Genomic DNA, 23,974 nt, shown 5'->3' on the forward strand with positions numbered 1-23,974 from the left:
GCGCCGTGAACCCGGAACTGCGCTATCTGCCGGCCTTCCGTGCCGTGTGCGAAGCCGGCAGCCTGCGCGCCGCAGCCGCGGCGATGCACCGCTCCGAGCAAGCGGTGGGCTATCAGCTCAAGCGCCTGGAAGAGACGCTCGGCATGCCCTTGTTCGAGCGCGGCAGCGGTCCTCTCACACCCAACGCAGCCGGCCTGCGCCTGCTTGCCTTCTGCCGCGACATGCGGCACGACTGGCGTCGCATCGGCGAGCTGATTGGTGCTCCTTCGCCGGGCGGAGATCCCCTGCGCATCGCCACGGTCAGCGGTTACGGTCGTTACGCCCTGCTGCCGCTGTTCCACCAGGGCCCCCTGGCCGGCGTCTCCCTGCGCCTGCGTTATCCGCTGGCCGAGGAGGTGATCCGGAGCGTCGAGTCCGGTGATGCCGACCTTGGCTTCCTGCACCGCCAAGTGGCCTCTACCCGCCTGGTGGTGCGCGCCGTGGATCGCGAGGAACTGGTGCTGATCTCGGCACCGGCTCATCCTGCACCGGCGCTCGCCGACCTGGCCGGGGCCGAGTTCGTGACCTACGACGAGAGCGAGGACGTATTCGCCTGCTGGTTCGGCCAGGCAGCCGGCGCCGCCCTGCCGCGGTTGCGTTCCGGCGCGCACTTCGAGGAACTGGAGGAGGTGCTCGACTGGGTTGCTGCCGGCCGCGGCCTCTCCATCGTGCCGATGGACTGCGCGCGGGAGTCGGCGTCGAACGGCCGGCTGGTGGTCCATCGTCCCGAGGGCCGTCGCTGCTTCAACCCCATCTATGCGATCTACGATGCCGCTGCGCCTCATCCGCTGGCGCAGCGCGTACTGGACGCCGTAGCGGCAAGAAGTGCCGCCTAACCGCCGAGCACCGCGACTTCCGCAGGGGTGAGATGCCGCCAGCCGCCCTTGGGCAGCTCACCCAGTGCCAGTGGTCCTATGGCCACGCGAACCAGCCGCAGCACCCCCACACCGTGCGCCGCGAGGAGGCGCCGGATATGCCGGTTGCGGCCCTCGTCCAGCGTCACTTCCAGCCAGGCGTTCTTCTCGCCATGGCGCAGCAGCGTGGCACGCCGCGCCGCCAGCCGCTCGCCCTGCTCCACCACACCGGCCTCGATTGCCGCCAGCAGGGCGGGATCGGGCACGCGATCGACCTGCACGTGGTAGATCTTCTCCACATGGTGCATCGGCTCGGTAAGACGGGCCGCCCATGCACTGTCGTTGCTGAGCAGCAGCAGGCCTTCGCTGGCTTTGTCCAGGCGCCCCACCGGCCCCAGCCACGGCAGGCCGGCATCGCGCAGCAGGTCGTAGACCGTGTCGCGGCCGCGCTCGTCGGCCGCGCTCACCACGATGCCGCGCGGCTTGTTCAGGGCGATATAGACGCGTTGCACAGCCTCTGCAGCGACGCCGTCCAGGCTGAGTTGCTGGCCTGCCTCGACCGGGTACTCGGGATCACGCACCACGCGGCCGTCCACGCTGACGCGCCCCGCTCGCACCGCGGCCTCGGCCTGGCTGCGCGAACACACGCCCAGCTTGCTCAGCACGCGAGCCACGCCGTGGCGCTTGCCGCCTTGTATTCCGGATGGTCGTGCAGGGGACATCGGGCAAGCCTAGGGTGCACGCACTGAAAGAAAAAGCCCGGCATGCGCCGGGCTTTTTCGTGACACTGCCGCAAGTCCGCTTACTGCTGGACCTGCAGTTCCACGCGACGGTTCTGCGCACGGCCCGCGTCGGTGGCGTTGTCGCCGATCGGGTTGTCCGCACCGTGACCGATCGGTCCTTCCAGACGGCTCGCGTCGATCCCGTGGCTGGTCAGGTAGTCGTACACGATCTGTGCGCGACGCTCCGACAGTGCCTGGTTGTACGCCGGCTTGCCCACGCTGTCCGTGTAGCCCGCCACCGTCACGTGCACGTCGGGATAGCGCTTCAGCGTATCCACCGCCTGGTCCAGGATCGCGATCGAGTCCGACGTCGGCACCGCCAGCGCCTTGTCGATTTCCGATGCGTGCACATGGCCCTTCTTCGGATAGTCGAACTTGAAGTTCACGCCACGCAGGTCGATCACCACCTTCTGCGGCGCCGGGGCTTCCACCGGGGCCGGAGCCGGCGGCGGCGGCGGGGCCACCGGAGCCGGAGCTGCCGGCACCGCGCCGAAGCGCGACACGATGCTCAGGCCCAGGAACCAGTCGCCGTAGCCGCTCTTGCTTGGCTGGCTCTTGTCGTCCCAGTCGTAGCGGTAGCCACCTTCCACGCGCACGTCGGAGCTGTCGGTCACCGACTTGGACAGACCCAGACCCAGTTCGGCCGCAGGCGCCCAGCCACTGTCCACCGGGTTCTTGTGGTGGCTGCCCATCACACCCGCCAGCAGGTAGGGGTGCCACGCAGTGCTGCCCAGGTAATAGCGCACGGCAACACCGAGGTTGTTGCTGGCCCATTTGCCCGCGTTATGGTCGATCTTGCGCTTGGTGCGGTCGAAGAACACGTCCACCGAGGTGTTGGACGAAAGGAACTTGCCCACGCCCAGGCCGTAGTAGAACTGGCGGCTGTTGGTGTTGCGATCCGTGTCGTTGTAGTAGCCGCCGATGGTCGGCGCGATGTACCAGCGGTCATCGAAACCCTTCGGCCACGCCGGAGCGGCGGCGCTATCGCTGCTGCCCGTGGTTGCCGCCGTGTTGTCCTGCGCGTGAACGGCGCCCACGCCGCCCAAGGCCAGGGCAACCATGAAATAAAGGCCCTTGTGCTTCATCAGGTCTCTCCTCGTCAATTTGGTCTTCGCGTCCGTTACACGCCAAACGGGGACTGCGTGGCATTGCTTTTTAACGTCTTCGACGGTTTGTAATGCTTTACTGCCTGGCGTCCGTACTCTCTGCAAGCGGAAATGAGTGTAGCAAAATCGTTAAACGCCGCACACGGGGGACAAAACAGCTTTTGCACTTCCCAGTACACTATCGTTCAGGGTCGATGGTCGTTTTCCCTACTCCTGTCCGTGTGTATTTTTTGTATTGAACGGCATCTCCCGCGACCCAGTCCGCCGGTATCGCTCCATTCCACGAAAAAGCCCGGCATGCGCCGGGCTTTTTCGTGACACTGCCGCAAGTCCGCTTACTGCTGGACCTGCAGTTCCACGCGACGGTTCTGCGCACGGCCCGCGTCGGTGGCGTTGTCGCCGATCGGGTTGTCCGCACCGTGACCGATCGGTCCTTCCAGACGGCTCGCGTCGATCCCGTGGCTGGTCAGGTAGTCGTACACGATCTGTGCGCGACGCTCCGACAGTGCCTGGTTGTACGCCGGCTTGCCCACGCTGTCCGTGTAGCCCGCCACCGTCACGTGCACGTCGGGATAGCGCTTCAGCGTATCCACCGCCTGGTCCAGGATCGCGATCGAGTCCGACGTCGGCACCGCCAGCGCCTTGTCGATTTCCGATGCGTGCACATGGCCCTTCTTCGGATAGTCGAACTTGAAGTTCACGCCACGCAGGTCGATCACCACCTTCTGCGGCGCCGGGGCTTCCACCGGGGCCGGAGCCGGCGGCGGCGGCGGGGCCACCGGAGCCGGAGCTGCCGGCACCGCGCCGAAGCGCGACACGATGCTCAGGCCCAGGAACCAGTCGCCGTAGCCGCTCTTGCTTGGCTGGCTCTTGTCGTCCCAGTCGTAGCGGTAGCCACCTTCCACGCGCACGTCGGAGCTGTCGGTCACCGACTTGGACAGACCCAGACCCAGTTCGGCCGCAGGCGCCCAGCCACTGTCCACCGGGTTCTTGTGGTGGCTGCCCATCACACCCGCCAGCAGGTAGGGGTGCCACGCAGTGCTGCCCAGGTAATAGCGCACGGCAACACCGAGGTTGTTGCTGGCCCATTTGCCCGCGTTATGGTCGATCTTGCGCTTGGTGCGGTCGAAGAACACGTCCACCGAGGTGTTGGACGAAAGGAACTTGCCCACGCCCAGGCCGTAGTAGAACTGGCGGCTGTTGGTGTTGCGATCCGTGTCGTTGTAGTAGCCGCCGATGGTCGGCGCGATGTACCAGCGGTCATCGAAACCCTTCGGCCACGCCGGAGCGGCGGCGCTATCGCTGCTGCCCGTGGTTGCCGCCGTGTTGTCCTGCGCGTGAACGGCGCCCACGCCGCCCAAGGCCAGGGCAACCATGAAATAAAGGCCCTTGTGTTTCATCAGATCACTCCTTTTTGTTATTGAAACCATCGCACCTTTGTTCTGATGCGGCCACTCTCGCGCGAATCGGGTCGGCTCATTCGGCTTTACACAAATCTAACATATCGCGGATGCCGTGACAATTTAAAGCCATCGCCTCGTTAAGACCCGTACAGTTTCGACGAGATTTGCTGTCAAGGCGTATTCAGAGCGTGAACAGGCCGAGGAACTGCTGGATCGGCATCGCGTCCAGCTTCGCCGGGTCACGGGTGGCCTCCAGGATCGCCTTGACCTTGTGTGCCGGCAGATGGCCGCGCATGGCCGCCTCGAACTTCTTCAGCAACACCGGAATTCCCTCGGCGCGACGCTTGCGATGGCCGATCGGGTAGTCGATCGAGACTTTCCCGGTGCTCGATCCGTCCTTGAAGAACACCTGCACCGAGTTGCCGATGTAGCGCTTCTCCGGGTCGAAATAATCCCTGGTGAACTGCGGATTCTCGCTCACCACCATCTTCTCGCGCAGCGCGTCGATGCGCGGATCGACGGCCACGTCGTCGTTGTAATCGGACGCTTCCAGGCGGCCGAAGATCAGCGGCACCGCCACCATGTACTGGATGCAGTGGTCGCGATCTGCATAGTTGGCCAGCGGGCCGGTCTTGTCGATGATGCGGCAGCCGGCTTCCTGGGTCTCGATCACCACCTTCTCGATCTGGTCGAGCTTGCCGGCCACTTCGGCATGCAGCTTCATCGCGCACTCCACCGCGGTCTGCGCGTGGAACTCGGCCGGGAAGCTGATCTTGAACAGCACGTTCTCCATCACGTAGCTGCCGAACGGGCGCTCGAACTCGAACGGTTTGCCCTTGAACGCCACGTCGTAGAAGCCCCAGGTCTTCGCCGACAACGCCGACGGATACCCCACCACGCCGCGATGGACCGCGTTGATCGCGTGGGTGACGGCGCGGCGGCAGGCATCGCCCGCGGCCCAGCTCTTGCGCGGCCCGGTGTTCGGCGCGTGACGGTAGGTGCGCAGCGCGCCGTTGTCGATCCAGCTGTGCGAGACGGCGGTGGTGATCTGCTCCTTGTCGCCGCCAAGCATGTGTGTGGCGACGGCAGTGGAAGCCAGGCGCACCAGGATCACGTGATCCTGGCCCACGCGGTTGAAGCTGTTCTTCAGCGCATAGCAGCCCTGGATTTCGTGCGCCTTGATCGCGTAGCCCAGCACGTCGCGCACGGTCGGCGCCTGGCCGCCCTCGCGCTCGGCCCGGCGGCCCTGCCAGTCGGCCACAGCGAGGATCGCGCCGAGGTTGTCGGAGGGATGACCCCACTCGGCCGCGAGCCAAGTGTCGTTGAAGTCCAGCCAGCGGACCTGCGTACCGATCGCGAACGCGGCCTGCACCGGGTCCAGCTCATGGCTGGTACCCGGCACGCGCGCGCCACCCGGCAGCGTGGCACCCGGCACCACGGGGCCGAGGTGCTTCACGCACTCGGGGAACTTCATCGCCATCATCGCCGTGGCCAGCGAATCCAGCAGCATGTAGCGCGCGGTGTCGTAGGCCTCCTTCGACTCGATCCGGTAGTCGGCCACGTAGTCGGCGATGTCGACCATCGGCTGGTCGGGATCGGGACGGACGGCGGAACGGATGTCGTGTGCGCTCATGGCGAATCTCGCGTCGAGGGGAAACGCCCATTGTATCCGGCCCGCGCCATCGGCAGGAACGCAGCGCGCTTGCCCGCTGCCCCGCCCGCCCGGATAATGGCCTGACTACCACCCAAAGGGGAGTAGTTCCGGATGCAGCCACGCATCCGTGCGGTGTTCGTCACCACGAGCGATGCCTCGCTCCGGACACCACGGCGGCCGATGTCGCGAACGAGACTTTTGCGGTGACGGCGGGTCTGCGCGCACCTGCCGTTGCTGCCTGGTCCCGGCGCGTCGGAACCCCGCATGGAAACCCTTGCCAGCCTCCTCTCCGGTCTATTCACCATCGTCCTGCTCGATCTGGTGCTGGCCGGCGACAACGCCATCGTGATCGCGCTGGCCGCGCGCAGGCTGCCCAAGGCGCTGCAGCGGCGCGCCGTGTTCTGGGGCAGTTTTGGCGCGGTCGCGGTGCGTATCGTGCTCACCGCCGCGGTGGTGTGGCTGCTGAAACTGCCGGGCCTGATGTTGGCCGGCGGCCTGCTGTTGCTGCCGATCGCCTGGAAGCTGCTGACGCAGGACGACACGCCCCACGAGATCTCCGCCGCGGGCAGCTTCTGGGGCGCGCTGCGCACCATCATCGTCGCCGACGCACTGATGGGCCTGGACAACGTGCTGGCGATCGCCGGCGCGGCACGGGGCGAGATGCTGCTGGTGGTGCTCGGCCTGCTGATCAGCGTGCCGCTGGTGGTCTGGGGATCGACCCTGATCCTGAAGCTGGTGGAGCGCTTCCCCGTCATCGTCTACCTCGGCGCCGGCGCGATCGCCTGGACTGCCGGCCGCATGATCGCGCACGATCACCTGCTGCACGGCTGGTTCGACCCACACGCCTGGGCAGGCTATCTGCTGGACGCCGTGCTGGTCGCCGGCGTCTGCGGAGGAAGCTGGTGGATGCGGCGCCGTCGCCGCACCCATGCCCGGGAGCCTGTCCAACAACGCTGAGCCTCCCTCAATACGTCATGGGCAGGCGCACGGTCACGGTGGCGTCAGGGGTATCGCGCGTCACGCCAACGCCCAGCGAGAAGTTCAGGGTGCGCTTGTCGTTGAAACGGTAGGAGCCGCCGACCAGCAGGGTGCCCAGCACGGTCTTGGCAGACCCGGCCACCGTCCGGTTGTTCTGCTTGGTGATGCCGACGAAGCTCTGGTCGTAGCCCAGGCTGATGGAGGCCTTGTCGTTGAGCGCGAAGCCCATGCCCAGGCTGACGTCGACGACATCGCCAACGCTCACCGTACCCAGCGGCTCGGTGCCGCCCAGCAGCACGTGCCGGCTGACGTTGTGGCGCGGGAAGTTGTGCAGGTAGCTCACGTTGCCGAAGAACACTACCGGGTCGGACGGGAAGAGCCAGGTCAGGCCGGGCTGCAGCGAGTAGAAACCCGAGCCGGTCGGCACCTGCAGCGGCAGGCCGGTGCCGGTCGCGTTCTGCACACAGCGCGTGACGCAATCGGTGGTGACCTCGAAGGGGTCCGTGCCGGTGCGCGACTTGAAGCGCAACCAGCCGATGTAATACGGCCGGTCCGCGCCGCCGTCGTTGATCTGGTAGCGCGCGGTGGCCTCGATGTCACCGAGGCCGTGGCCGCTGCTGGTGAAGACCCGGTCCTCGGCGCTGCCGGTGAAGATTTCGCGGCTGATCGTGTCGGTGTGGTTGTACAGGTAGGGCACCCGCACCTCGAACTCCAGCCGGTTGGTGAGGCCGTAGCGCATGGCCAGGGTGGCCGTCTGGGTGGTGGTCTTGACCTGGCGCGCATCGATCAGGCCGATCAGGATCGCCGGGATCACCGTGTATCCGATCAGGTCCACCCGGTCGGCGGAGGAGTAACCGAACTGGTAGGACGGCTCCACCACCAGCTTGCCGCGCGGCGTCAGCACGCCTGGCTGGTTGAAGATCGGCGCCACCGCCGGCGGCCCTGAGGACGGCGGCGCCTGCCCGACCGGCGGCTGCTCCTGCACCTGCGCGACGCCTGCCCCATCCGCGGGCATTGGCCGCGCCGATGCGGACGTTCCGGCGACGTTCGCGCTGCCGCCACGCTGCCGGGCAAGGACATCCATTCCCACGGCGTGGCGCAAAGCCCGGTAGTTGGCCTCCTGCACGGCCAGTTCGCGCTGCATGGCCTCGATCTGCCTGATCTGCGCCGCGATCTGGCTGCGCATCGCATCGAGCCGCTCGCCCTGCGCGATGACGCTTTTCCTGATCGTCTCGGACAGCTGCGCCGGATCGTCGCCGGAAGGCGCGGCTCCTCCTGCAGGAGCCGACGCCTCCTGCGCGACCGCGATCCCGCCGAGCATCGCCAGGCCGACGCAGCCGGCCGCACACCTGCCTATCCATGAGTTCCGTGCCATCGTGCCTCCCCATGAGAAAACTGCGATCGAGCGGTGCGGCCCGCGCCAAGCTTGCCGACCAGCCTGACTGCTTCCTTGAATGCGATATCGCGAACCGGCTGCCTCAGTGCCCCAGCGATCGAACCAGGGCCGACTGCAGGCTGTTGGAGAAATTGATGCTGCGGAACGCGTCCAGGTTGTTCACCGAAGTGCTGATCGTGGTCAGGCTCTGGATGTGCTGCGCGTCGAGGCTGTTCTGGATCACGGTCGCTGCCGTCGCATGGTTCAGCACCGCCGGGTCGAAACTGTTGCCCGGACCGTTCCGGATCACGTTGACGGTGCCGACGGCCGTCGCCAGCGCACCGGCCTGCGCCGGGGTCATCCGGGCGATGTCGGGGATGTTCACGCTGATGCGGGTGGCCAGGTTGCCGTTGACGTAGACCAGCCGCTCGATGCCGAAGGAAGCCTGCAGGCCCTGGCCAAGATCGAAGCCGCCGCGCATCGCGTCCAGCCGCCGGTTGCTCACGGCCTGCCAGACTTCGCTCGGCGCGATCGCAATGCCGGTCTGCGCCGGCGTCGTACCCGCCTGCGCAGCGGGCGCTGCGCCCTGCCCGTGCACCACTCCCATTCCCGCCAGCGCGAAGACGGGCAACACCCCCTTCCAGGCGCGTCCGATGCATGTCTGCTTCATGATCGTCACTCCGTTGTCTCGCGCTTCATCAGATGTCTCCCGGCCCGCGCTTGGGCAGGGTGATGTCGCCGAGCCCGGTGCGGTCGACGGCGGAACCCAGCGGCGCCAGCGGGGCGGCGCGCCAGTCGCCGGCACTGTTGAACACCGCCAGCGCGCGCCGGTTGTGGATGACGAACAGCAGCCGGTTCGTCCACTCGCGCTGGAACCGCGCCAGCGGAATCGCACGCGTGCCGCGCGCCGGATCGCCCACCAGCACACGGCCGTAAGCCAGGCCCTTGATCACCACGAAATGGTGGTAACCCTTCTCGTTGATCAGCACGATTGCCGGCAGGTGTTCCTGCTGCAGCTTTTCCAGCGGCACGATGAAGCCATCCGCCACGAAGCCGTTGGCCTGCAGGAAGCGCTTGATGTCCAGCAGCGAGAAACCCTCCTTGCGGATCTTGGCCTGGTCGCCCCGGGCGTACATCTGCTCGAAGGCCCACTGCTCGTCGACGGGATAGCCGTACTGGTAGGTGAGCAGGGTGGCCACCGCGGCCGAGCCGCAACTGAAGTCGTACTGCTGCCGAATCGTGTTGCGGAAACGCACGTCCTTCAGGCTGGTGAGGTGGATGGTGTAGCTGTTGCCCTGGATGCCCGGCACCGACATGGTCGCCGCTGCTGCCGCGCCCACCGGCAACATCGCCGCCATCCATGCCAGGAACAGACGCCGTTTCATGGCTGGAACTGCACGTTGATGATGGTGGCGTTCTGGATCAGCACGTTGTTGCCGGAGTTCTGGATCACCATCGGCACGCCGGCGGCGCCGCCGAATGCGTTGCCGTCGATCAGGTTGAATCCGGTCACCACCTGGTTGTCGGTGTTGTGGTCCACCGAACCGCTGAGCGTCATGGTCTCGGTCACCTGGGTGCCGCCGCGAAGCTGCGCCAGGGTGGCGCCACTCACGCTGACGCCAAGGTCGTCGACATAGCCGGATTTCGCTGGCGCAGCCGCGGCAGCCGGCATGGTGCCGGACGATGACGCCGTTGCGACGGGCCTCGGCGCTTCCGCCGCCGGCACGTCAAGCGCAACGACGCAGAGCAGCAGCATGAATCCGGAACCGCATCGGGACATTCGCATGGTCTGTACTCCCGCCGCGGCTGCCGCCTTGCGGGATACCCTTCGCCGCCGCCCTCGGCAGCTCGGCATCCCGGCGTGCAGTCGCCGCAAAACCGCGGTGGGGCGCGCACGCCCCACCGCGGGAGATTCCACTCAGTGACCCACCGTGAGGTTGGCCTGCACGTTCACGCTCTGCTGCAGCAACGCGGCTGCGCCGCTGTTCTGGGCAATCACCGCGATGCCGGCGGCGGCCGCGGCCGTGCCGTTCATCTGGTTGGCCATGTCGAAGCTGCCGGCATTCGCCGAGGTCGCCCCGCCAGCACCACCCATGCCGCCCGTGCCGGCGCCGCCGGCACCGCCGTTGCCACCCGCACCGCCGGTGCTGGCGCTGGAGCCGCTGCCGCCGCCGTTGGCCGAAGCGTTGCCGCTGCTCGCGTCGGCGCTGCCGCTGGCGGGAGAACCCGCTGCCCACGAGCCGCCGCCGCCGCTGGACGAGCTGGAGTCATTGCCGCCATTGCCGCCACCGCTGCCGAGGAACGAGTTGTTGCCGCCGTTCGACGCGGAGCTGCCGTTGTTGCCGTCGCCGGCGCGGCCGTTGCTGTTGCCGCCGCTGGCCATGCTGGAACCGCCCACCGCGGCGCTGATGCCCAGGCCCGCGCCACCGTCACCGCTGTGGCTGTGTGCGCTGCCGCCGTCGCCGCCGGGAGCGGAGGTGGCGCCCAGGCCGATGCCGCCGGCACCGCCATTGGCGTTGCCGGAGTTCATCGCGTTGTTGCCGATGCCGGAGACGCTGACGCCCGAGACCGTGCCGTTGAGCACGCTGTTCGCCACGACGTTGTTGGTCGAGTTCGAGGTGTTGTTGGAATTGCTCCAGCTGTTGTTGTTGGAGTTGTTCTGGTTGGCCACGTTCTGCAGCGCCGCGGAGCTGTCCTGGGCGTTGGTGCCGCCGGCGTTGGTCTGCTGGTTGTGGCTGCCGGCTAGGGCCGAGAAGCTGAGACCGAGGCCCAGGCAGACGGCGGTAGCGATGAGTGTCTTGCGCATGATTTGTTCTCCTTGAAATAGCCTGATCAGGCTTTGCATCGTCAATTCCGGCGAGCGCCGGAACCGGTTGCCTGCAGCGCCAGACCCCCGCCACGTTCCGGCATGCGTCGGGTTGCGGATCTGCACGGGAATTCCCTGCTGGACGCGGGCCATCCCGCCTAGTCTTGCGTGCGCAGCAAGCTGAACTGGCAAAGGGAATGCCAGCCAGCCCGCCTCGACGAAATCGATGCAAATCAGCAAGTTGAAAGGCGCCGCCAGAACCGGGCGGCATCGGGTCGCCATGCGCGCCGTTCCAGCATCGTTACAGCCGGCAATGGGCGGGAATCGCCCAAGCCGCCACGGATGGCGTCGTACAAAGCTTCGAGCGGCCTGCCCCTGCGTGCTGTGCGCTGTATCAGGAGCGCAACACCTGCAACAGGTGCCTGTGCGTTGGCGCAGGCAGCGCCACGCCCACGAAAAAGGGAGCCTTGCGGCTCCCTCGTCGTTTCGCGTTCCGGCGCTCAGCGCTTGTCGATCGGCACGTAGACCTGGTCTTCCGGGCCGGTGTAGTTCGCGCTGGGGCGGATGATCTTGCCGTCCTGGCGCTGCTCGATCACGTGCGCGCTCCAGCCGGAGGTGCGGGCGATCACGAACAGCGGCGTGAACATCGCGGTGGGCACGCCCATCATGTGGTAGGCGCTGGCCGAGTACCAGTCGAGGTTGGGGAACATCTTCTTGATCTCGCCCATCACCTTCTCGATGCGCTCGGAGACGTCGAACAGCACCGGGTTGCCGCCGTCGGTGCACAGCTTGCGCGAGATCTCCTTGATGATCACGTTGCGCGGGTCGGACACGGTGTACACCGGATGGCCGAAGCCGATGATGATCTCCTTGCGCTCCACTCGGGCGCGGATGTCCGCCTCGGCCTCGTCGGCGCTGCGGTAGCGCGCGATGATCTCCATCGCCACCTCGTTCGCGCCGCCGTGCTTCGGGCCGCGCAGCGCACCGATCGCGCCGGTGATCGCCGAATAGATGTCCGAGCCGGTACCGGCGATGACGCGGGCACTGAACGTCGAGGCGTTGAACTCGTGCTCGGCGTACAGGATCAGCGACTTGTCCAGCGCATTGGCATGCAGTTCGCTCGGCGTCCTGCCGTGCAGCAGGTGCAGGAAGTGCGCGGCGATCGACTCGTCGTCGGTCTCGGTCTCCACGCGCTTGCCGTTGTGGCTGAAGTGGTACCAGTACAGCAGCATGGAACCGAAGCTGGCCATCAGGCGGTCGGCGATCTCGCGCGCGCCGGTGACGTTGTGGTCGTCCTTCTCCGGCAGCACGGTGCCCAGCACCGAGCAGCCGGTGCGCAGCACGTCCATCGGGTGCGTGGCGGCGGGCAGCAGCTCCAGCGCGCTCTTCACCGGCGCCGGCAGGCCGCGCAGGCGCTTCAGCCGGGCCTTGTAGTTCTGCAGTTCGGTCCAGTTCGGCAGCACGCCGTGCACCAGCAGGTGCGCCACTTCCTCGAAGCAGCCCTTGGTGGCCAGGTCATGGATGTCGTAGCCGCGGTAGTGCAGGTCGTTGCCGCTGCGGCCCACCGTGCACAGGGCGGTGTTGCCGGCGGCTACGCCGGACAGCGCCACGGATTTCTTGGCCTTGGGGAGGACTTGCTCGCTCATCGGATATCTCCAGTGATGCAGTGAATGCCGAACGGTGTGTTGCTGCAGGGGCGCACCCGGTGCGCGGGCGCCTTTCGCGAAAAGCTTTCGTGCACGGGACGCACTCCTGCGGCGTGGCGTCAACCCTTGTGGGCGAACAGCGCGTCGAGCTTGTCCTCGTAGGCGTGATAGCCCAGGAAGTCGTACAGCTCCTCGCGCGTCTGCAGGGTGTCGATGATGTGCTTCTGGGTGCCCTCGCGGCGCACCGTCTCGTAGAAGTTCAGCGCGGCCTTGTTCATGGCGCGATAGGCGCCGCAGCAGTACAGCGCGATGTCCACGTTGGCCGAGCGCAGTTCGTCGGTGGTGAAGAACGGCGTGGAGCCGAACTCGGTGAGGTTGGCCAGGATCGGCACCTTCACCGCCGCCTTGAACCTGCGGTAGTCGTCCAGCGTCTTCATCGCCTCGGGGAAGATCATGTCCGCGCCGGCCTCGACGTAGGCCGCCGCACGCTCGACCGCCGCGTCGATGCCTTCCTTCGCCGCCGCGTCGGTGCGCGCCATGACCACGAAGCCGGGATCGGTGCGCGCGTCCACCGCCGCCTTCACGCGGTCGACCATCTCCTCCTTCGGCACCACTTCCTTGCCGGGACGATGGCCGCAGCGCTTCTGGCCGACCTGGTCCTCGATGTGCACCGCGGCCACGCCGACGCGCTCGAAGCTGCGGATGGTTCGAGCGATGTTGAACGCCCCGCCCCAGCCGGTGTCGATGTCGACCAGCAGCGGCAGGCCGGTGGCGTCGACGATGCGGCGCGCGTCGATCAGCACGTCCTCCATCGTCGAGATGCCGAGGTCCGGCATGCCCAGCGAATTGGCGGCCACGCCGCCGCCGGACAGATACAGCGCCTGATAGCCCACGCGCTTGGCCATCAGGCCGGCGTAGGCGGTGATCGCGCCGATCACCTGCAGCGGCGATTCGGTGGCGAGGGCGGCACGGAAACGCGCGCCGGCGGATTCGAGTGGGGACATGCGGGTTCTCCGAAACTGCGTATTGTAGGCGATGCGCCGACCTACCCGTGTCGCGGCGCACGAAGCGCCGCCGCAGCGGCATCGGCGCCGCTCCAGAACACTTCCTGGCCGTGCGCCTGGGCGTCGGCCAGGTGCAGCCCGCGCGGACCGGGCCACAGGTCCAGCTGCAGCGACGGCAGCTGCCGCGGGTCGGCGAACTCGAAACGCAGCCACGCCAGCGGCGCCGCCGCGCTGGCCGTCCGCCCGGCACGCTCCAGCGTCGCCACGATGCGCGCGCGCTCCGCTGTCGACAGGTAGCTCCAGAAGATCGAGTGGTAGACCACGGTGACCACGCCTGTCGTCGGCACGGCCAGTTGCCGCGCCAGCCACGTGTCCGCCTGCTCCCGCTCGACATGCACCGGATGGCGGCGGGCGACGCCCAGCGCCGCGTCGAGCTGGCACAGGCGCCGGTGCTGGTCGGCCCAGACGTAGGAACGCAGGCGCAGGCATTGCGCGGGATCGCCCGCATCGACCGGCGCACGGTCGCAACCCGATCGCGAAGCGATGTGCAACGCCGCCATCGCCGGCAGGTCGCCGTGCCAGGCAGGCGCCAGTTGCAGCGCGCCGTCCGCCCTGCCCCATTTCACCGCGCCGAAGCGGTAACGGTAGTGGTCCCAGTTGAGGTTGAGTCCTGCGCTGGCGCCGAGTTCCAGCAGGCGCAGCGGCAGGCCGATGCGGGAGGCGATCGTCAGGAAACCGCCGAGCAGGACCGCCGCACGGCCCACCTCGTTGGTCTGCGGCGGCGAGGCCAGGTAATCGGCCAGCACTTGCGGATGCGCGCGCAACGCGTCGGCCGCGGCGTGCCACAGCGCTGCGTCGCTGTCCTCGGCGCCGCCGCCCGGATAGTGTCGCGCCAGCTCGCCGGCGCGACCGTCCAGCACCAGCCCATGCAGCGCCCCTGCCAGCCGCAGCGGCAAGGCATCGGCCACCGGGTCGCCCGGCCACGCGGCCAGCGGGCGCAGTACCGGTTCGCCGCGGTCCAGCGCGCGCGCCGCGGCATGCAGCACGCGCGCGGTGAAGGGCGAGCCGTGCTCCCGGCAATACCGCGCCTGCCTGGCGAAAGCGTCGGACACCGGCTGGATCGTGGACATCGCACACTCGCATCAGCGGCAACGGGCGCCACTCTGATGCCGGCCGATGCATTGATCAATCTTGACCGACACGATCAATATGTCGCCATGCATACCGGCTACCTCTCCGCCCGTGACGCCGCCGCGCGGCTCGGCATCAGCCTCGCCACGCTGTACGCCTACGTCAGCCGCGGCAAGGTCGATTCGCGGCCGGGTCCGGACGGCCGCAGCCGCGAGTACCTGGCCGAGGACATCGAGCGCCTGATCGAGCGCCGCCAGGCCGGCCGCGGCGCCGCGCAGGGAGCCGCGCACAGCCTCACCTGGGGACTGCCGGTGCTGGAGACGCGGATCTCGCTGATCCGCCCGCACGGCCACTACTACCGCGGACGCCCGGCCATCGAGCTGGCCCGGGACGGCGCCAGCCTGGAGGACGTCGCCAGGCTGCTGTGGGAATGCGGCGACCGCGATCCGTTTGCCGCGACGCCGCCGGCGTGGCCGCCGGCCGTGCAAGGACTGCTGCGCCAGCGCGGGTTGCCGCCGCTGGAACGCACCGTCGCCGCGCTGCCGCTGCTGTCGCTCGCAGCGCCGTGCTCGCACAGCACCGATCCGCTCCAGCTTCGCAACGGCGCAGCCAGCCTGCTGCGCGAGACGGCGGCCCTGGTCTGCGCCGCGAAGCCCAGCCGGCGCCCCGTCCACCGAGTGTTCGCAGCCAGCTGGCGGCCCGCGGCCGGGCAGGCCGATCCGCTGCTGCGCGCCGCTCTGGTGTTGTGCGCCGACCACGAACTGAACGCCTCGGCCTTCGCCACCCGCGTGGCCGCTTCCACCGGCGCCGGTCTGCACGCGGCCGCCTGTGCGGGACTCGCAGCGCTTTCCGGCCCGCGGCATGGCGGCGCCACCGCGCGCGCCTACGCGCTGATCCGCCAGGCCATGCGCGAACGCCACCCGGACAACCACGTGCGCGAACGTCTGCGCCAGGGCGACGAGCTGCCGGGTTTCGGCCATCCCTTGTACCCGGACGGCGACCCGCGTGCCGCGCTGCTGCTGTGCATGCTGTCCGCGTCGCGCCCGCGGCTGCCCGGCATGGCGCGTGTGCAGCGGCTGGTCGACGCGGCCGCCGCATGTTGCGGCCGCGCCCCCAGCCTCGACTTCGCCCTCGCCGCCGCTGCCCTGCTGCACGGCCAGGATGCGGACGCCGCGCTGTCGCTGTTCGCCGCCGGCCGCATGGCCGGCTGGCTGGCGCACGCGCTGGAGCAACAGGAGGCCGGCGGCCTGATCCGCCCACGCGCGAACTACGCCGGCGCGATGCCCGAGCGCCTGCGCTGACGCGCCCGCACCCGCCGGGCGCCGTGGCGCGCTCGCCAGCCATAGCCAAGATCTATCCAGCCAATCCCAACAATCAATTGGAATGATGAAATGCAATCCCTACAATTGAGCCCATCAACCACCCGCAAACGGAGATCAGCAAGTGTCTTTGATCAATACCGAAGTGAAGCCGTTCAAGGCGCAGGCGTTCAAGGCCGGCCAGTTCGTCGAAGTGACCGAGGCCGACCTCAAGGGCAAGTGGTCCGTCGTGTTCTTCTACCCCGCCGACTTCACCTTCGTCTGCCCGACGGAACTTGAAGACCTGGCCGACCATTACGCCGAGTTCCAGAAGCTGGGCGTGGAGATCTACAGCGTCTCGACCGACACCCATTTCTCGCACAAGGCGTGGCACGACACCTCCGACGCGGTGAAGAAGATCGGCTACACCATGGTCGGCGACCCGACCCACGCCATCAGCCGCAACTTCGAGGTGCTGATCGAGGACGCCGGCCTGGCTGACCGCGGCACTTTCGTGGTCGACCCGCAGGGCAAGATCCAGATCGTGGAGATCACCGCCGGCGGCATCGGCCGCGACGCCAAGGAGCTGCTGCGCAAGGTCAAGGCCGCGCAGTACGTCGCCAGCCACCCGGGCGAGGTGTGCCCGGCCAAGTGGCAGGAAGGCGAGAAGACCCTGGCCCCTTCGCTGGACCTGGTCGGCAAGATCTGATCCACCCGCAGTAGAGCAGTACCGGAACCGGGCGCCGCGGCGCCCGGCTCCCTCCCCCGAGGATGCTTGTGCCAGCGGCTTGCGCCCGGCTTCGCTCCCCCTCCGCAGCCGCCCCCTCCGATGGCGCCGGCCGCTGCCACAAGTGTCCCTTCCCCTCCCCGCATCCGAACCCGGAGTGCTCGCCATGCTCGACGAAGCCATCAAGGCCCAGCTGAAGGGCTACCTGGAAAAACTCACGCAGCCGATCGAACTCGTCGCCGCACTGGACGACAGCGCGAAATCGCGCGAGCTGGACAAGCTGCTGCAGGAGATCGCCGCGATGAGCGGGAAGATCTCGCTGCGCCGCGACGACGACGAGCCGCGCAAGCCCTCGTTCGCGATCAACCGCGTCGGTACCGGCGTCCAGGTGCGCTTTGCCGGCATCCCGCTGGGCCACGAGTTCACCTCGCTGGTGCTGGCGTTGCTGCAGGTGGGCGGGCATCCGTCCAGGGCCACGGCCGAGACCATCGCGCAGGTGCAGAACCTCGAGGGACAGTTCCGCTTCGAAACCTATTTCTCGCTGTCCTGCCAGAACTGCCCGGACGTGGTGCAGGCGCTCAACCTGATGAGCGTGCTGAACCCGAACATCCAGCACGTCGCCATCGACGGCGCGCTGTATCCGGACGAGGTGGAAAAGCGCCAGATCATGTCGGTGCCCACCGTGTACCTGAACGGCGAGCTGTTCGACCAGGGCCGCATGAGCCTGGAACAGATCGTGGCGAAGCTCGACACCGGCGCAGAGCAGCGCGCCGCCGAGGCGATCAAGGCCAAGGACGCGTTCGACGTGCTGGTGGTGGGCGGCGGCCCGGCCGGCGCCGCGGCGGCGATCTACGCCGCGCGCAAGGGCATCCGCACCGGCGTGGCGGCGGAACGTTTCGGCGGCCAGGTGCTGGACACCATGGCGATCGAGAACTTCGTCTCGGTCGACTACACCGAGGGCCCGAAGCTGGGCGCCGCGCTGGAGCAGCACGTGCGCAACTACGACGTGGACATCATGAACCTGCAGCGCGCCACGAAGCTGGTGCCTGCAGGAGAATCGGCCAGCGGCCTCATCGAGGTCGAACTGGAAAACGGCGCCACGTTGAAGTCGAAGGCCGTCGTGCTTTCCACCGGCGCGCGCTGGCGGCAGATGGGCGTGCCCGGCGAAGCGGAATACCGCAACAAGGGCGTCGCCTACTGCCCGCACTGCGACGGCCCGCTGTTCAAGGGCAAGCGCGTGGCGGTGATCGGCGGCGGCAACTCCGGCGTCGAGGCCGCCATCGACCTGGCCGGCATCGTGGCCCACGTCACCCTGATCGAGTTCGACGACAAGCTGCGCGCCGACGAGGTGCTGCAGCGCAAGCTGCGCAGCCTGCCCAACGTGGACGTGATCGTCGGCGCGCAGACCACCGAAGTGCTGGGCGACGGCCAGAAGGTCAGCGGCCTGGTCTACAGGGATCGCGCCGACGGCACCATGCACAGCCTCTCGCTGGAAGGCATCTTCGTGCAGATTGGCCTGCTGCCGAACACCGAGTGGCTGAAGGGCACGCTGGAACTGTCGCCCCGCGGCGAGATCGTGATCGACGCGCGCGGCCAGACCTCGCTGCCCGGCGTGTTCGCCGCCGGTGACGCCACCACGGTGCCGTACAAGCAGATCGTGATCGCGATGGGCGCCGGCTCCACCGCGGCGCTGGGCGCTTTCGATCACCTGATCCGCACGTCGGCACCGGTGGCGGAAGCCGCCGCGGCTTGAGGCTTTTTGGCCCTCTCCCGCAGGCGGGAGAAGGGCGCGCTCCGTGCAAGCAATACCGCAGGCGTCAGGCTTCCGGCCCGCGCTCCAGCGCCTTGCGGATCTCCTCCAGCGCGGCCGGGTCGTCCAGCGTGGAGAGATCGCCCGGATCGCGCTGTTCAGCCAGCGCCTGCAGCGAGCGCCGCAACAGCTTGCCCGAGCGCGTCTTGGGCAGCGTATTGACCACGTAGACCCGCGCAGGTTTCGCCACGCTGCCGAGCTGGTCCACCACGCACTGCTGCATGCCACGCGCCACCTCGGCGGTGCTCTCGCCCGCCGCCTGCTTCAGCGTGGCGAACACCACCGGCACCTGGCCCCTCAATTCGTCGCGCACGCCCACCACCGCCGCCTCGGCCACTGCCGGGTGGCTGGCCACCGACTCCTCGATCTCGCGCGTGCCCAGGCGGTGGCCGGAAACGTTGATCACGTCGTCGGTGCGGCCGAGGATGAAGGTGTAGCCGTCGGCGTCGCGGATCGCCCAGTCCAGCGAGCTGTAGACGAGCTCGCGGAAATGGCTGAAGTAACTGTGCACGTAGCGGTCGTCGTCGCGCCAGATGGTGCTGAGGCAGCCCGGTGGCAGCGGCGGCTCCAGAACCAGCACGCCCTTCTCGCCGGGCGGCACCTCGCGGCCCGAGTTCTCGTCGACAACCTTCATCCTGTAGCCGGGCGCCGGCAGGCCGGGCGAGCCGAGCTTGGCCGGCTTCATCTCCAGGCCCGGCATCAGGGTAATCGCGGGCCAGCCGGTCTCGGTCTGCCAGTAGTTGTCGACCACCGGCACGCCCAGTTCGGCGTTGATCCACTGCGAAGTTGGCTCGTCCAGCGGCTCGCCGGCGAGGAACAGCCACTCCAGCTTCGACAGGTCGTGCGCGTGCAGGAAGCGTGCGTCCTGCTTCTTCAGCACACGGATCGCGGTGGGCGAGGAGAACATGCTGCGCACGCCGTACTTCTCGCACAGGCCCCACCACACGCCCGGATCGGGCCGCGTGGGCAGCCCCTCGTAGAGCAGCGAGGTGGCGCCGCCGATCAGCGGACCGTACACGTTGTAGGAATGCCCCACCGCCCAGCCCACGTCGGAGGTGGAGAACATCACCTGCCCGGGCGAGATATCGAAGATGGTGCGGATCGACATTGCCATCGCCACCGCGTAGCCGCCGGTATCACGCTGCACGCCCTTGGGCTTGCCGGTGGTGCCCGAGGTATAGAGCAGGTAGCTCGGTTCGTTCGACTCCAGCCATGCCACCGGCACTTCGGCGTCCTGGTGCTGCGCGCGCAGCTCGGCGTAATTCTGGTCGCGGCCCGGCACGCGGTTCATCTGCGCATCGAGTCCGCGATCGACCACCAGCACCTTGGGCGGCGGCGCCGAGGCCTCGTTCAGGGCTGCATCCACCAGCGGCTTGTACGGGATCACCTTGCCCGCGCGCATGCCCGCGTCGGCGCAGATCAGCAGCTTCGGCTGGGCGTCGTCGATGCGCAGCGCGAGGTTGTGCGCCGCGAAGCCGCCGAACACCACCGAGTGGATCGCTCCGATGCGCGCACAGGCCAGCATCGCGAACACTGCCTCGGCGATGTTCGGCAGGTAGATCACCACGCGGTCGCCCTTGCCCACGCCGAGCGACTGCAGCACCGCGGCGAACGCATTCACCTCGCGATGCAGCTCGCGATAGCTGAACTCGCGGGTGACGCCGGTCTCGCTGGACACCGCCACCAGCGCCAGCTGTTCCGCGCGTTCGGCAAGGTGCCTGTCCACCGCGTTGTAACAAAGGTTGGTGGTGCCGCCCACGAACCAGCGGCGGAACGGCGGCCGCGACTGGTCGAGGATCTGCCGCGGCGGCGTTTCCCAATGGATGCGCCGCGCCTGCTCCGCCCAGAACAGTTCGGGCTGCTCGACCGACTGCCGGTAGAACGATTCGTAGTCCATGCGCGCTTCCCGTGCCGACCCGCCACAAGCCTAGCCTCGGCGTCGCCGCCTGGGCAGCGCGACGATGGTCGCAGGCGTCGCGACGGCCGCACGGCCGATCCCCGCACCGAAACGAAGAAGGGCGGCCAGGCCGCCCTTCTCCGTCGAGCAAGCGCGTCGCGCCTGCCTACTTCGCGAACAGGTGCTCGACGCCCGCGCGCTCCTCGCGCAGCTCCTTGTTGGTGGCGTCGATGCGGGCCTGCGAGAACGCGTTGATTTCCAGACCCTGCACGATGGCGTACTTGCCGTCCTTCACGGTCACCGGGTAGCCGAAGATCACGCCCGGCGCGATGCCGTAGGAGCCGTCGGACGGAATGCCCATCGACACCCAGTCGCCCTCGGCGGTGCCCTGCGCCCAGGTGCGCATGTGGTCGATCGCGGCGGACGCGGCCGACGCGGCCGAGGACGCGCCGCGCGCCTTGATGATCGCGGCGCCGCGCTGCTGCACGGTGGGGATGAAGTCGTTCTCGTACCAGGCCTGGTCGACCAGGCTCAGCGCCGGCTTGCCGTCCACGGTGGCGTGGTGCAGGTCGGGGTACTGGGTGGAGCTGTGGTTGCCCCAGATGGTGACCTTCCTGACGTCGGTGGTGTGCTTGCCGGTCTTTTCGGCCAGCTGGCCCAGCGCTCGGTTGTGGTCCAGGCGCACCATCGCGGTGAAGCACTTCGGATCCAGGCTCGGCGCGTTCTGCTGGGCGATCAGTGCGTTGGTGTTGGCCGGGTTGCCGACCACCAGCACCTTCACGTCGCGCTTGGCGTGATCGTTCAGCGCCTTGCCCTGCGGGGCGAAGATCGCGCCATTGGCTTCCAGCAGGTCCTTGCGCTCCATGCCCGGGCCGCGCGGACGGGCGCCGACCAGCAGGGCGTAGTCCACGTCCTTGAAGGCCACGTTGACGTCGTCGGTGGCGACCACGCCCGCCAGGGTCGGGAACGCGCAGTCGTTGAGTTCCATCACCACGCCCTGCAGCGCAGGCAGCGCCGGGGTGATCTCCAGCAGGTGCAGGATCACCGGCTGGTCGGGGCCGAGCATGTCGCCGGCGGCGATGCGGAACAGCAAGGCATAGCCGATCTGGCCGGCAGCGCCGGTAACGGCAACGCGAACGGGGGCTTTCATCATGGTTCTCCGGGATGGGTCGTGCGGGATTCGAAAGCGTTCTGCGCCTCAGGCGAGTTCGGCGAAGAACTCCTGGATGCGCTCGAGGCCGGGCTGCAACTGGGCCGCCGGGCAGGTGTAGGAGATGCGCAGGGCGCGCGGTTCGCCGAATGCGGAGCCGGGTACGCAGGCCACGCCCTTGGCTTCCAGCAGCGCCGCGCAAAACTCCACGTCGTTGGAAATCTTCGTGCCGTTGTGGCTCTTGCCGAATGCCACGGATATGTCGGGGAACGCGTAGAACGCACCCTGCGGCCGCGGGCAGGTGACGCCCGGGATCGCGTTGAGCGCGGCGACCACGGTGTCGCGGCGGGCGGCGAACTCGGCGCACTTCGCCTGCGGGATGTCCTGCGGGCCGCTGAACGCCGCCACCGCGGCGGCCGTGATCACTTCCGGGATGCTGGTGATGTGGTTGGAGTTGAGCGTGGTGACCGCCTTGGCCACCGGCTCCGGCCCGGCCATCAGGCCCACGCGCCAGCCCGGCATGCCGTAGGTCTTGGACACCGAGTCGACGAAGACCAGGCGCTCCTTCAGCTCGGGCCGCGCGAACGCGAAGTTGTGGTAGCCCAGCCCGTCGAACACCATCGCGTTGTAGATGTCGTCGGTGACAATCCAGGTGTCGGGGTGGCGCACCAGCACGTCCGCCAGCGCGGCGATTTCCTCACGCGTGTAGACCATGCCGGTCGGGTTGGACGGATTGTTGAACAGGAACACCCTGGGCTTGCGCGCCAGCGCGGCGTCGAGCTGTGCGGGCGTCAGCTTGTAGGCCTGCTCCGGGCCGCAATGCAGCACGTTGGCCTTCGCGCCCACGATGTCGGCGATGTCGCGGTAGGTGGTCCAGTACGGCGCGGCGAAGGCGATCTCGTCGCCCTCGTCCAGCAGCGCCTCGGCCAGGTTGTACAGCACCTGCTTGGCGCCGATGCCCACCGACAGGTTGGCATGGCCGTAGCCGCTGAAGCCCAGCGCCTCGATGTGCTTGAGGAACGCGTCCAGCAGCGCATCGGCGCCGCGGTTGCTGCCGTACTGGCCGCTGTCGTGGCTGAGCGCCTCGCGCGCCGCCGCGTACACGTGCTCGCCGGGCAGGAAGTTCGGCACGCCGATGGAGAAGCTGATGATGTCGCGACCGGCGGCCTTGAGCTGCTTCGCCTTGGCGGCGATGACCATGATCGCGCTGGGCTTGGCGCGGCCGACGCGCTGGGCGAGCTGGGGCATGACTTCCTCGGGTTCGTGGGGGACGGAAGCGGCAAACCCCGTGATTTTAGCATGCGGCGTGGCCGCATCTCCCGTTCCCCCGAATGCCGGCGTCATCACGATCCCTGGATACAAGCCCCCGCGCGCGGATGGCATGATGCCGGCGCCGCGGTGCCTGCAACGGCGCATGCGGCAAGGGGCCGCCAGGACGGGCGGCTCCTGCGCTGTCCAGGGGACGTCATCAACCACGCATGAGGACACACGGATATGCACTGGCTCTGGGTCATCATCATCGGCTTCATCGTCGGCGTCATCGCCAAGTTCATCCGCGGCGGCAAGGACTCGGTGGGTTTCATCGTCACCATCGTCATCGGCATCGTCGGCTCGATCCTCGCCACCTGGGTGGGCGAGAACCTGGGCTGGTGGCCTGCGACCGGCTTCGTGCACTTCATCGCGTCGATCGTGGGCGCGGTCATCCTGCTGGCGATCTACCACGTGCTGTTCAAGCCCAGCGCCTCCTGACGAGGCGCGGCCGTGCGGGCGGGCAAGCACCCGCCCGCACGATGCGTGGCGATGCGCGCGCGTCAGCCGAACAGCTTGTCGGCCAGGCCCGCCAGCGCGCCAAGATCGAAGCCGCCCTGCCCCTGCGGCACCTGGCCGTCGGGCGTGAGATGGTCTACCGCATGCGGCAGCACCTGCGACAACTGGCCCAGCAGCTGGCCGGGGTCCACGCCCAGCCTGCCGGCCGCCTCCTGCACCACCGAACCCAGGCCGCCATTCTGCAGCGCCTGGCCGAGCTGCTCGCCCGACACCGGCTGGTTTGCTCCCGTGCCGATCCACGACTGCACCGCCTCGCCAAGGCCATGCTGCTGCAGCATGCCGGCCAGCCCCTGCACGCCGCCGGCCTGCTGGATCAGCTGCCCGGCCAGCGAAATCAGCGAACTGCCGCCTGCCGCGTTGGCCTGGCCGCCGCCGAGCAGATCATTGAGTATGGACATCGCTACGCTCCCTGGTGGTGACGACAGGTTGAACCCGTCAGGCGAATAGCGCCGGCGGGGTGAGGACGCCGTGAACAGGAAAGCCGCCG

22 protein-coding genes are annotated in these 23,974 nt (G+C 68.1%); 6 read left to right on the forward strand and 16 right to left on the reverse strand.

All coding sequences use genetic code 11. The features are described 5' to 3' along the window. Positions 1-5: 5 nt before the first annotated feature. Positions 6-875, forward strand: coding sequence for a LysR family transcriptional regulator (locus ACQGNW_RS16225; RefSeq protein WP_426664278.1), 870 nt, complete (start codon positions 6-8; stop codon positions 873-875). Here ACQGNW_RS16225 and ACQGNW_RS16230 read toward each other — a convergent pair. The 4 genes from ACQGNW_RS16230 to ACQGNW_RS16245 form a co-directional block, all read right to left on the reverse strand. After that, positions 872-1,615: a pseudouridine synthase gene (locus tag ACQGNW_RS16230; RefSeq protein WP_426664280.1), complete on the reverse strand. Its 744-nt coding sequence runs from the start codon at positions 1,613-1,615 to the stop codon at positions 872-874. The genes ACQGNW_RS16225 and ACQGNW_RS16230 overlap by 4 nt on opposite strands. Before the next feature lie 80 nt (positions 1,616-1,695). Then, positions 1,696-2,760 carry an OmpA family protein gene (locus ACQGNW_RS16235; RefSeq protein WP_426664282.1) on the reverse strand — a complete coding sequence of 355 codons (1,065 nt, stop codon included), beginning with the start codon at positions 2,758-2,760 and terminating at the stop codon, positions 1,696-1,698. Between the two features lie 356 nt (positions 2,761-3,116). Then, on the reverse strand, positions 3,117-4,181 hold the full coding sequence (locus ACQGNW_RS16240) for an OmpA family protein (protein ID WP_426664282.1): 1,065 nt from the start codon (positions 4,179-4,181) through the stop codon (positions 3,117-3,119). A 184-nt stretch (positions 4,182-4,365) separates the two neighbouring features. Beyond that, positions 4,366-5,817, reverse strand: a complete 1,452-nt coding sequence (locus ACQGNW_RS16245) for a bifunctional 2-methylcitrate dehydratase/aconitate hydratase (protein WP_426664284.1) — start codon at positions 5,815-5,817, stop codon at positions 4,366-4,368. A gap of 285 nt (positions 5,818-6,102) precedes the next feature. Here ACQGNW_RS16245 and ACQGNW_RS16250 point away from each other — a divergent pair, with 285 nt between their 5' ends. After that, the gene (locus ACQGNW_RS16250; RefSeq protein ID WP_426664285.1) at positions 6,103-6,795 is read left to right on the forward strand and encodes a TerC family protein; all 693 of its coding nucleotides are present in this window, start codon (positions 6,103-6,105) and stop codon (positions 6,793-6,795) included. A gap of 7 nt (positions 6,796-6,802) precedes the next feature. Here the strand turns inward: ACQGNW_RS16250 and ACQGNW_RS16255 are convergent, their stop codons facing one another. The 8 genes from ACQGNW_RS16255 to ACQGNW_RS16290 all read right to left on the reverse strand — a co-directional run bounded on the left by ACQGNW_RS16255 (position 6,803) and on the right by ACQGNW_RS16290 (position 14,777). Next, positions 6,803-8,191, reverse strand: coding sequence for a coiled-coil domain-containing protein (locus tag ACQGNW_RS16255; protein ID WP_426664287.1), 1,389 nt, complete (start codon positions 8,189-8,191; stop codon positions 6,803-6,805). Positions 8,192-8,294: 103 nt separating this feature from the next. Then, positions 8,295-8,861 carry a hypothetical protein gene (locus ACQGNW_RS16260; protein ID WP_426664289.1) on the reverse strand — a complete coding sequence of 189 codons (567 nt, stop codon included), beginning with the start codon at positions 8,859-8,861 and terminating at the stop codon, positions 8,295-8,297. Positions 8,862-8,889: 28 nt separating this feature from the next. After that, entirely contained in the window at positions 8,890-9,576 is a 687-nt protein-coding gene (locus tag ACQGNW_RS16265) for a C39 family peptidase (protein WP_426664291.1), read from the reverse strand. Continuing rightward, on the reverse strand, positions 9,573-9,863 hold the full coding sequence (locus tag ACQGNW_RS16270) for a hypothetical protein (RefSeq protein ID WP_426664293.1): 291 nt from the start codon (positions 9,861-9,863) through the stop codon (positions 9,573-9,575). The genes ACQGNW_RS16265 and ACQGNW_RS16270 overlap by 4 nt, the downstream gene beginning before the upstream one ends. A 246-nt stretch (positions 9,864-10,109) precedes the next feature. Then, positions 10,110-10,997 carry a hypothetical protein gene (locus ACQGNW_RS16275; protein WP_426664294.1) on the reverse strand — a complete coding sequence of 296 codons (888 nt, stop codon included), beginning with the start codon at positions 10,995-10,997 and terminating at the stop codon, positions 10,110-10,112. 500 nt (positions 10,998-11,497) lie between these two features. Further along, on the reverse strand, positions 11,498-12,643 hold the full coding sequence (gene prpC, locus ACQGNW_RS16280; RefSeq protein ID WP_426664296.1) for a bifunctional 2-methylcitrate synthase/citrate synthase: 1,146 nt from the start codon (positions 12,641-12,643) through the stop codon (positions 11,498-11,500). 119 nt (positions 12,644-12,762) lie between these two features. Next, positions 12,763-13,647, reverse strand: a complete 885-nt coding sequence (prpB, locus tag ACQGNW_RS16285; RefSeq protein WP_426664298.1) for a methylisocitrate lyase — start codon at positions 13,645-13,647, stop codon at positions 12,763-12,765. Between the two features lie 41 nt (positions 13,648-13,688). Further along, on the reverse strand, positions 13,689-14,777 hold the full coding sequence (locus ACQGNW_RS16290) for a DUF2332 domain-containing protein (protein WP_426664300.1): 1,089 nt from the start codon (positions 14,775-14,777) through the stop codon (positions 13,689-13,691). Between the two features lie 87 nt (positions 14,778-14,864). Here ACQGNW_RS16290 and ACQGNW_RS16295 point away from each other — a divergent pair, with 87 nt between their 5' ends. From ACQGNW_RS16295 to ahpF, 3 genes are all read left to right on the forward strand, one after another. After that, positions 14,865-16,079 (forward strand): citrate synthase family protein, encoded by a 1,215-nt coding sequence (locus ACQGNW_RS16295; RefSeq protein WP_426664302.1) that lies wholly within the window; start codon positions 14,865-14,867, stop codon positions 16,077-16,079. A gap of 142 nt (positions 16,080-16,221) precedes the next feature. Continuing rightward, positions 16,222-16,785 (forward strand): alkyl hydroperoxide reductase subunit C, encoded by a 564-nt coding sequence (gene ahpC, locus ACQGNW_RS16300; protein ID WP_426664303.1) that lies wholly within the window; start codon positions 16,222-16,224, stop codon positions 16,783-16,785. 184 nt (positions 16,786-16,969) lie between these two features. Next, a complete protein-coding gene (gene ahpF, locus ACQGNW_RS16305; protein ID WP_426664305.1) occupies positions 16,970-18,556 on the forward strand; it encodes an alkyl hydroperoxide reductase subunit F in 1,587 nt (528 codons plus the stop codon). Between the two features lie 64 nt (positions 18,557-18,620). On the opposite strand, the gene prpE is transcribed toward ahpF, so the two are convergent. The 3 genes from prpE to ACQGNW_RS16320 all read right to left on the reverse strand — a co-directional run bounded on the left by prpE (position 18,621) and on the right by ACQGNW_RS16320 (position 22,908). Then, complete coding sequence (gene prpE / locus ACQGNW_RS16310) at positions 18,621-20,510, reverse strand: propionate--CoA ligase (RefSeq protein ID WP_426664307.1); 1,890 nt, start codon at positions 20,508-20,510, stop codon at positions 18,621-18,623. 166 nt (positions 20,511-20,676) lie between these two features. Then, positions 20,677-21,660 (reverse strand): malate dehydrogenase, encoded by a 984-nt coding sequence (locus tag ACQGNW_RS16315; protein WP_426664308.1) that lies wholly within the window; start codon positions 21,658-21,660, stop codon positions 20,677-20,679. A gap of 48 nt (positions 21,661-21,708) precedes the next feature. Continuing rightward, complete coding sequence (locus ACQGNW_RS16320; protein ID WP_426664310.1) at positions 21,709-22,908, reverse strand: pyridoxal phosphate-dependent aminotransferase; 1,200 nt, start codon at positions 22,906-22,908, stop codon at positions 21,709-21,711. A gap of 246 nt (positions 22,909-23,154) precedes the next feature. Here ACQGNW_RS16320 and ACQGNW_RS16325 point away from each other — a divergent pair, with 246 nt between their 5' ends. Continuing rightward, positions 23,155-23,409 carry a GlsB/YeaQ/YmgE family stress response membrane protein gene (locus tag ACQGNW_RS16325; protein ID WP_426664312.1) on the forward strand — a complete coding sequence of 85 codons (255 nt, stop codon included), beginning with the start codon at positions 23,155-23,157 and terminating at the stop codon, positions 23,407-23,409. Between the two features lie 62 nt (positions 23,410-23,471). Here the strand turns inward: ACQGNW_RS16325 and ACQGNW_RS16330 are convergent, their stop codons facing one another. Further along, positions 23,472-23,885, reverse strand: a complete 414-nt coding sequence (locus ACQGNW_RS16330; RefSeq protein WP_426664313.1) for a YidB family protein — start codon at positions 23,883-23,885, stop codon at positions 23,472-23,474. Between the last annotated feature and the right edge of the window lie 89 nt (positions 23,886-23,974).

Source organism: Rhodanobacter aciditrophus, assembly GCF_050026795.1.
GTDB lineage: Bacteria > Pseudomonadota > Gammaproteobacteria > Xanthomonadales > Rhodanobacteraceae > Rhodanobacter_A.

Excerpts from the sequence above, each read along its gene's own strand:
- ACQGNW_RS16230 (WP_426664280.1), bottom strand. The coding sequence starts at position 1,615 with ATGTCCCCTGCACGACCATCCGGAATACAAGGCGGCAAGCGCCACGGC.
- ACQGNW_RS16235 (WP_426664282.1), bottom strand. The coding sequence starts at position 2,760 with ATGAAGCACAAGGGCCTTTATTTCATGGTTGCCCTGGCCTTGGGCGGC.
- ACQGNW_RS16240 (WP_426664282.1), bottom strand. The coding sequence starts at position 4,181 with ATGAAACACAAGGGCCTTTATTTCATGGTTGCCCTGGCCTTGGGCGGC.
- ACQGNW_RS16245 (WP_426664284.1), bottom strand. The coding sequence starts at position 5,817 with ATGAGCGCACACGACATCCGTTCCGCCGTCCGTCCCGATCCCGACCAG.
- ACQGNW_RS16250 (WP_426664285.1), top strand. The coding sequence starts at position 6,103 with ATGGAAACCCTTGCCAGCCTCCTCTCCGGTCTATTCACCATCGTCCTG.
- ACQGNW_RS16255 (WP_426664287.1), bottom strand. The coding sequence starts at position 8,191 with ATGGCACGGAACTCATGGATAGGCAGGTGTGCGGCCGGCTGCGTCGGC.
- ACQGNW_RS16260 (WP_426664289.1), bottom strand. The coding sequence starts at position 8,861 with ATGAAGCAGACATGCATCGGACGCGCCTGGAAGGGGGTGTTGCCCGTC.
- ACQGNW_RS16265 (WP_426664291.1), bottom strand. The coding sequence starts at position 9,576 with ATGAAACGGCGTCTGTTCCTGGCATGGATGGCGGCGATGTTGCCGGTG.
- ACQGNW_RS16270 (WP_426664293.1), bottom strand. The coding sequence starts at position 9,863 with ATGCCGGCTGCCGCGGCTGCGCCAGCGAAATCCGGCTATGTCGACGAC.
- ACQGNW_RS16275 (WP_426664294.1), bottom strand. The coding sequence starts at position 10,997 with ATGCGCAAGACACTCATCGCTACCGCCGTCTGCCTGGGCCTCGGTCTC.
- prpC (WP_426664296.1), bottom strand. The coding sequence starts at position 12,643 with ATGAGCGAGCAAGTCCTCCCCAAGGCCAAGAAATCCGTGGCGCTGTCC.
- prpB (WP_426664298.1), bottom strand. The coding sequence starts at position 13,647 with ATGTCCCCACTCGAATCCGCCGGCGCGCGTTTCCGTGCCGCCCTCGCC.
- ACQGNW_RS16290 (WP_426664300.1), bottom strand. The coding sequence starts at position 14,777 with ATGTCCACGATCCAGCCGGTGTCCGACGCTTTCGCCAGGCAGGCGCGG.
- ACQGNW_RS16295 (WP_426664302.1), top strand. The coding sequence starts at position 14,865 with ATGCATACCGGCTACCTCTCCGCCCGTGACGCCGCCGCGCGGCTCGGC.
- ahpF (WP_426664305.1), top strand. The coding sequence starts at position 16,970 with ATGCTCGACGAAGCCATCAAGGCCCAGCTGAAGGGCTACCTGGAAAAA.
- prpE (WP_426664307.1), bottom strand. The coding sequence starts at position 20,510 with ATGGACTACGAATCGTTCTACCGGCAGTCGGTCGAGCAGCCCGAACTG.
- ACQGNW_RS16315 (WP_426664308.1), bottom strand. The coding sequence starts at position 21,660 with ATGAAAGCCCCCGTTCGCGTTGCCGTTACCGGCGCTGCCGGCCAGATC.
- ACQGNW_RS16320 (WP_426664310.1), bottom strand. The coding sequence starts at position 22,908 with ATGCCCCAGCTCGCCCAGCGCGTCGGCCGCGCCAAGCCCAGCGCGATC.
- ACQGNW_RS16325 (WP_426664312.1), top strand. The coding sequence starts at position 23,155 with ATGCACTGGCTCTGGGTCATCATCATCGGCTTCATCGTCGGCGTCATC.
- ACQGNW_RS16330 (WP_426664313.1), bottom strand. The coding sequence starts at position 23,885 with ATGTCCATACTCAATGATCTGCTCGGCGGCGGCCAGGCCAACGCGGCA.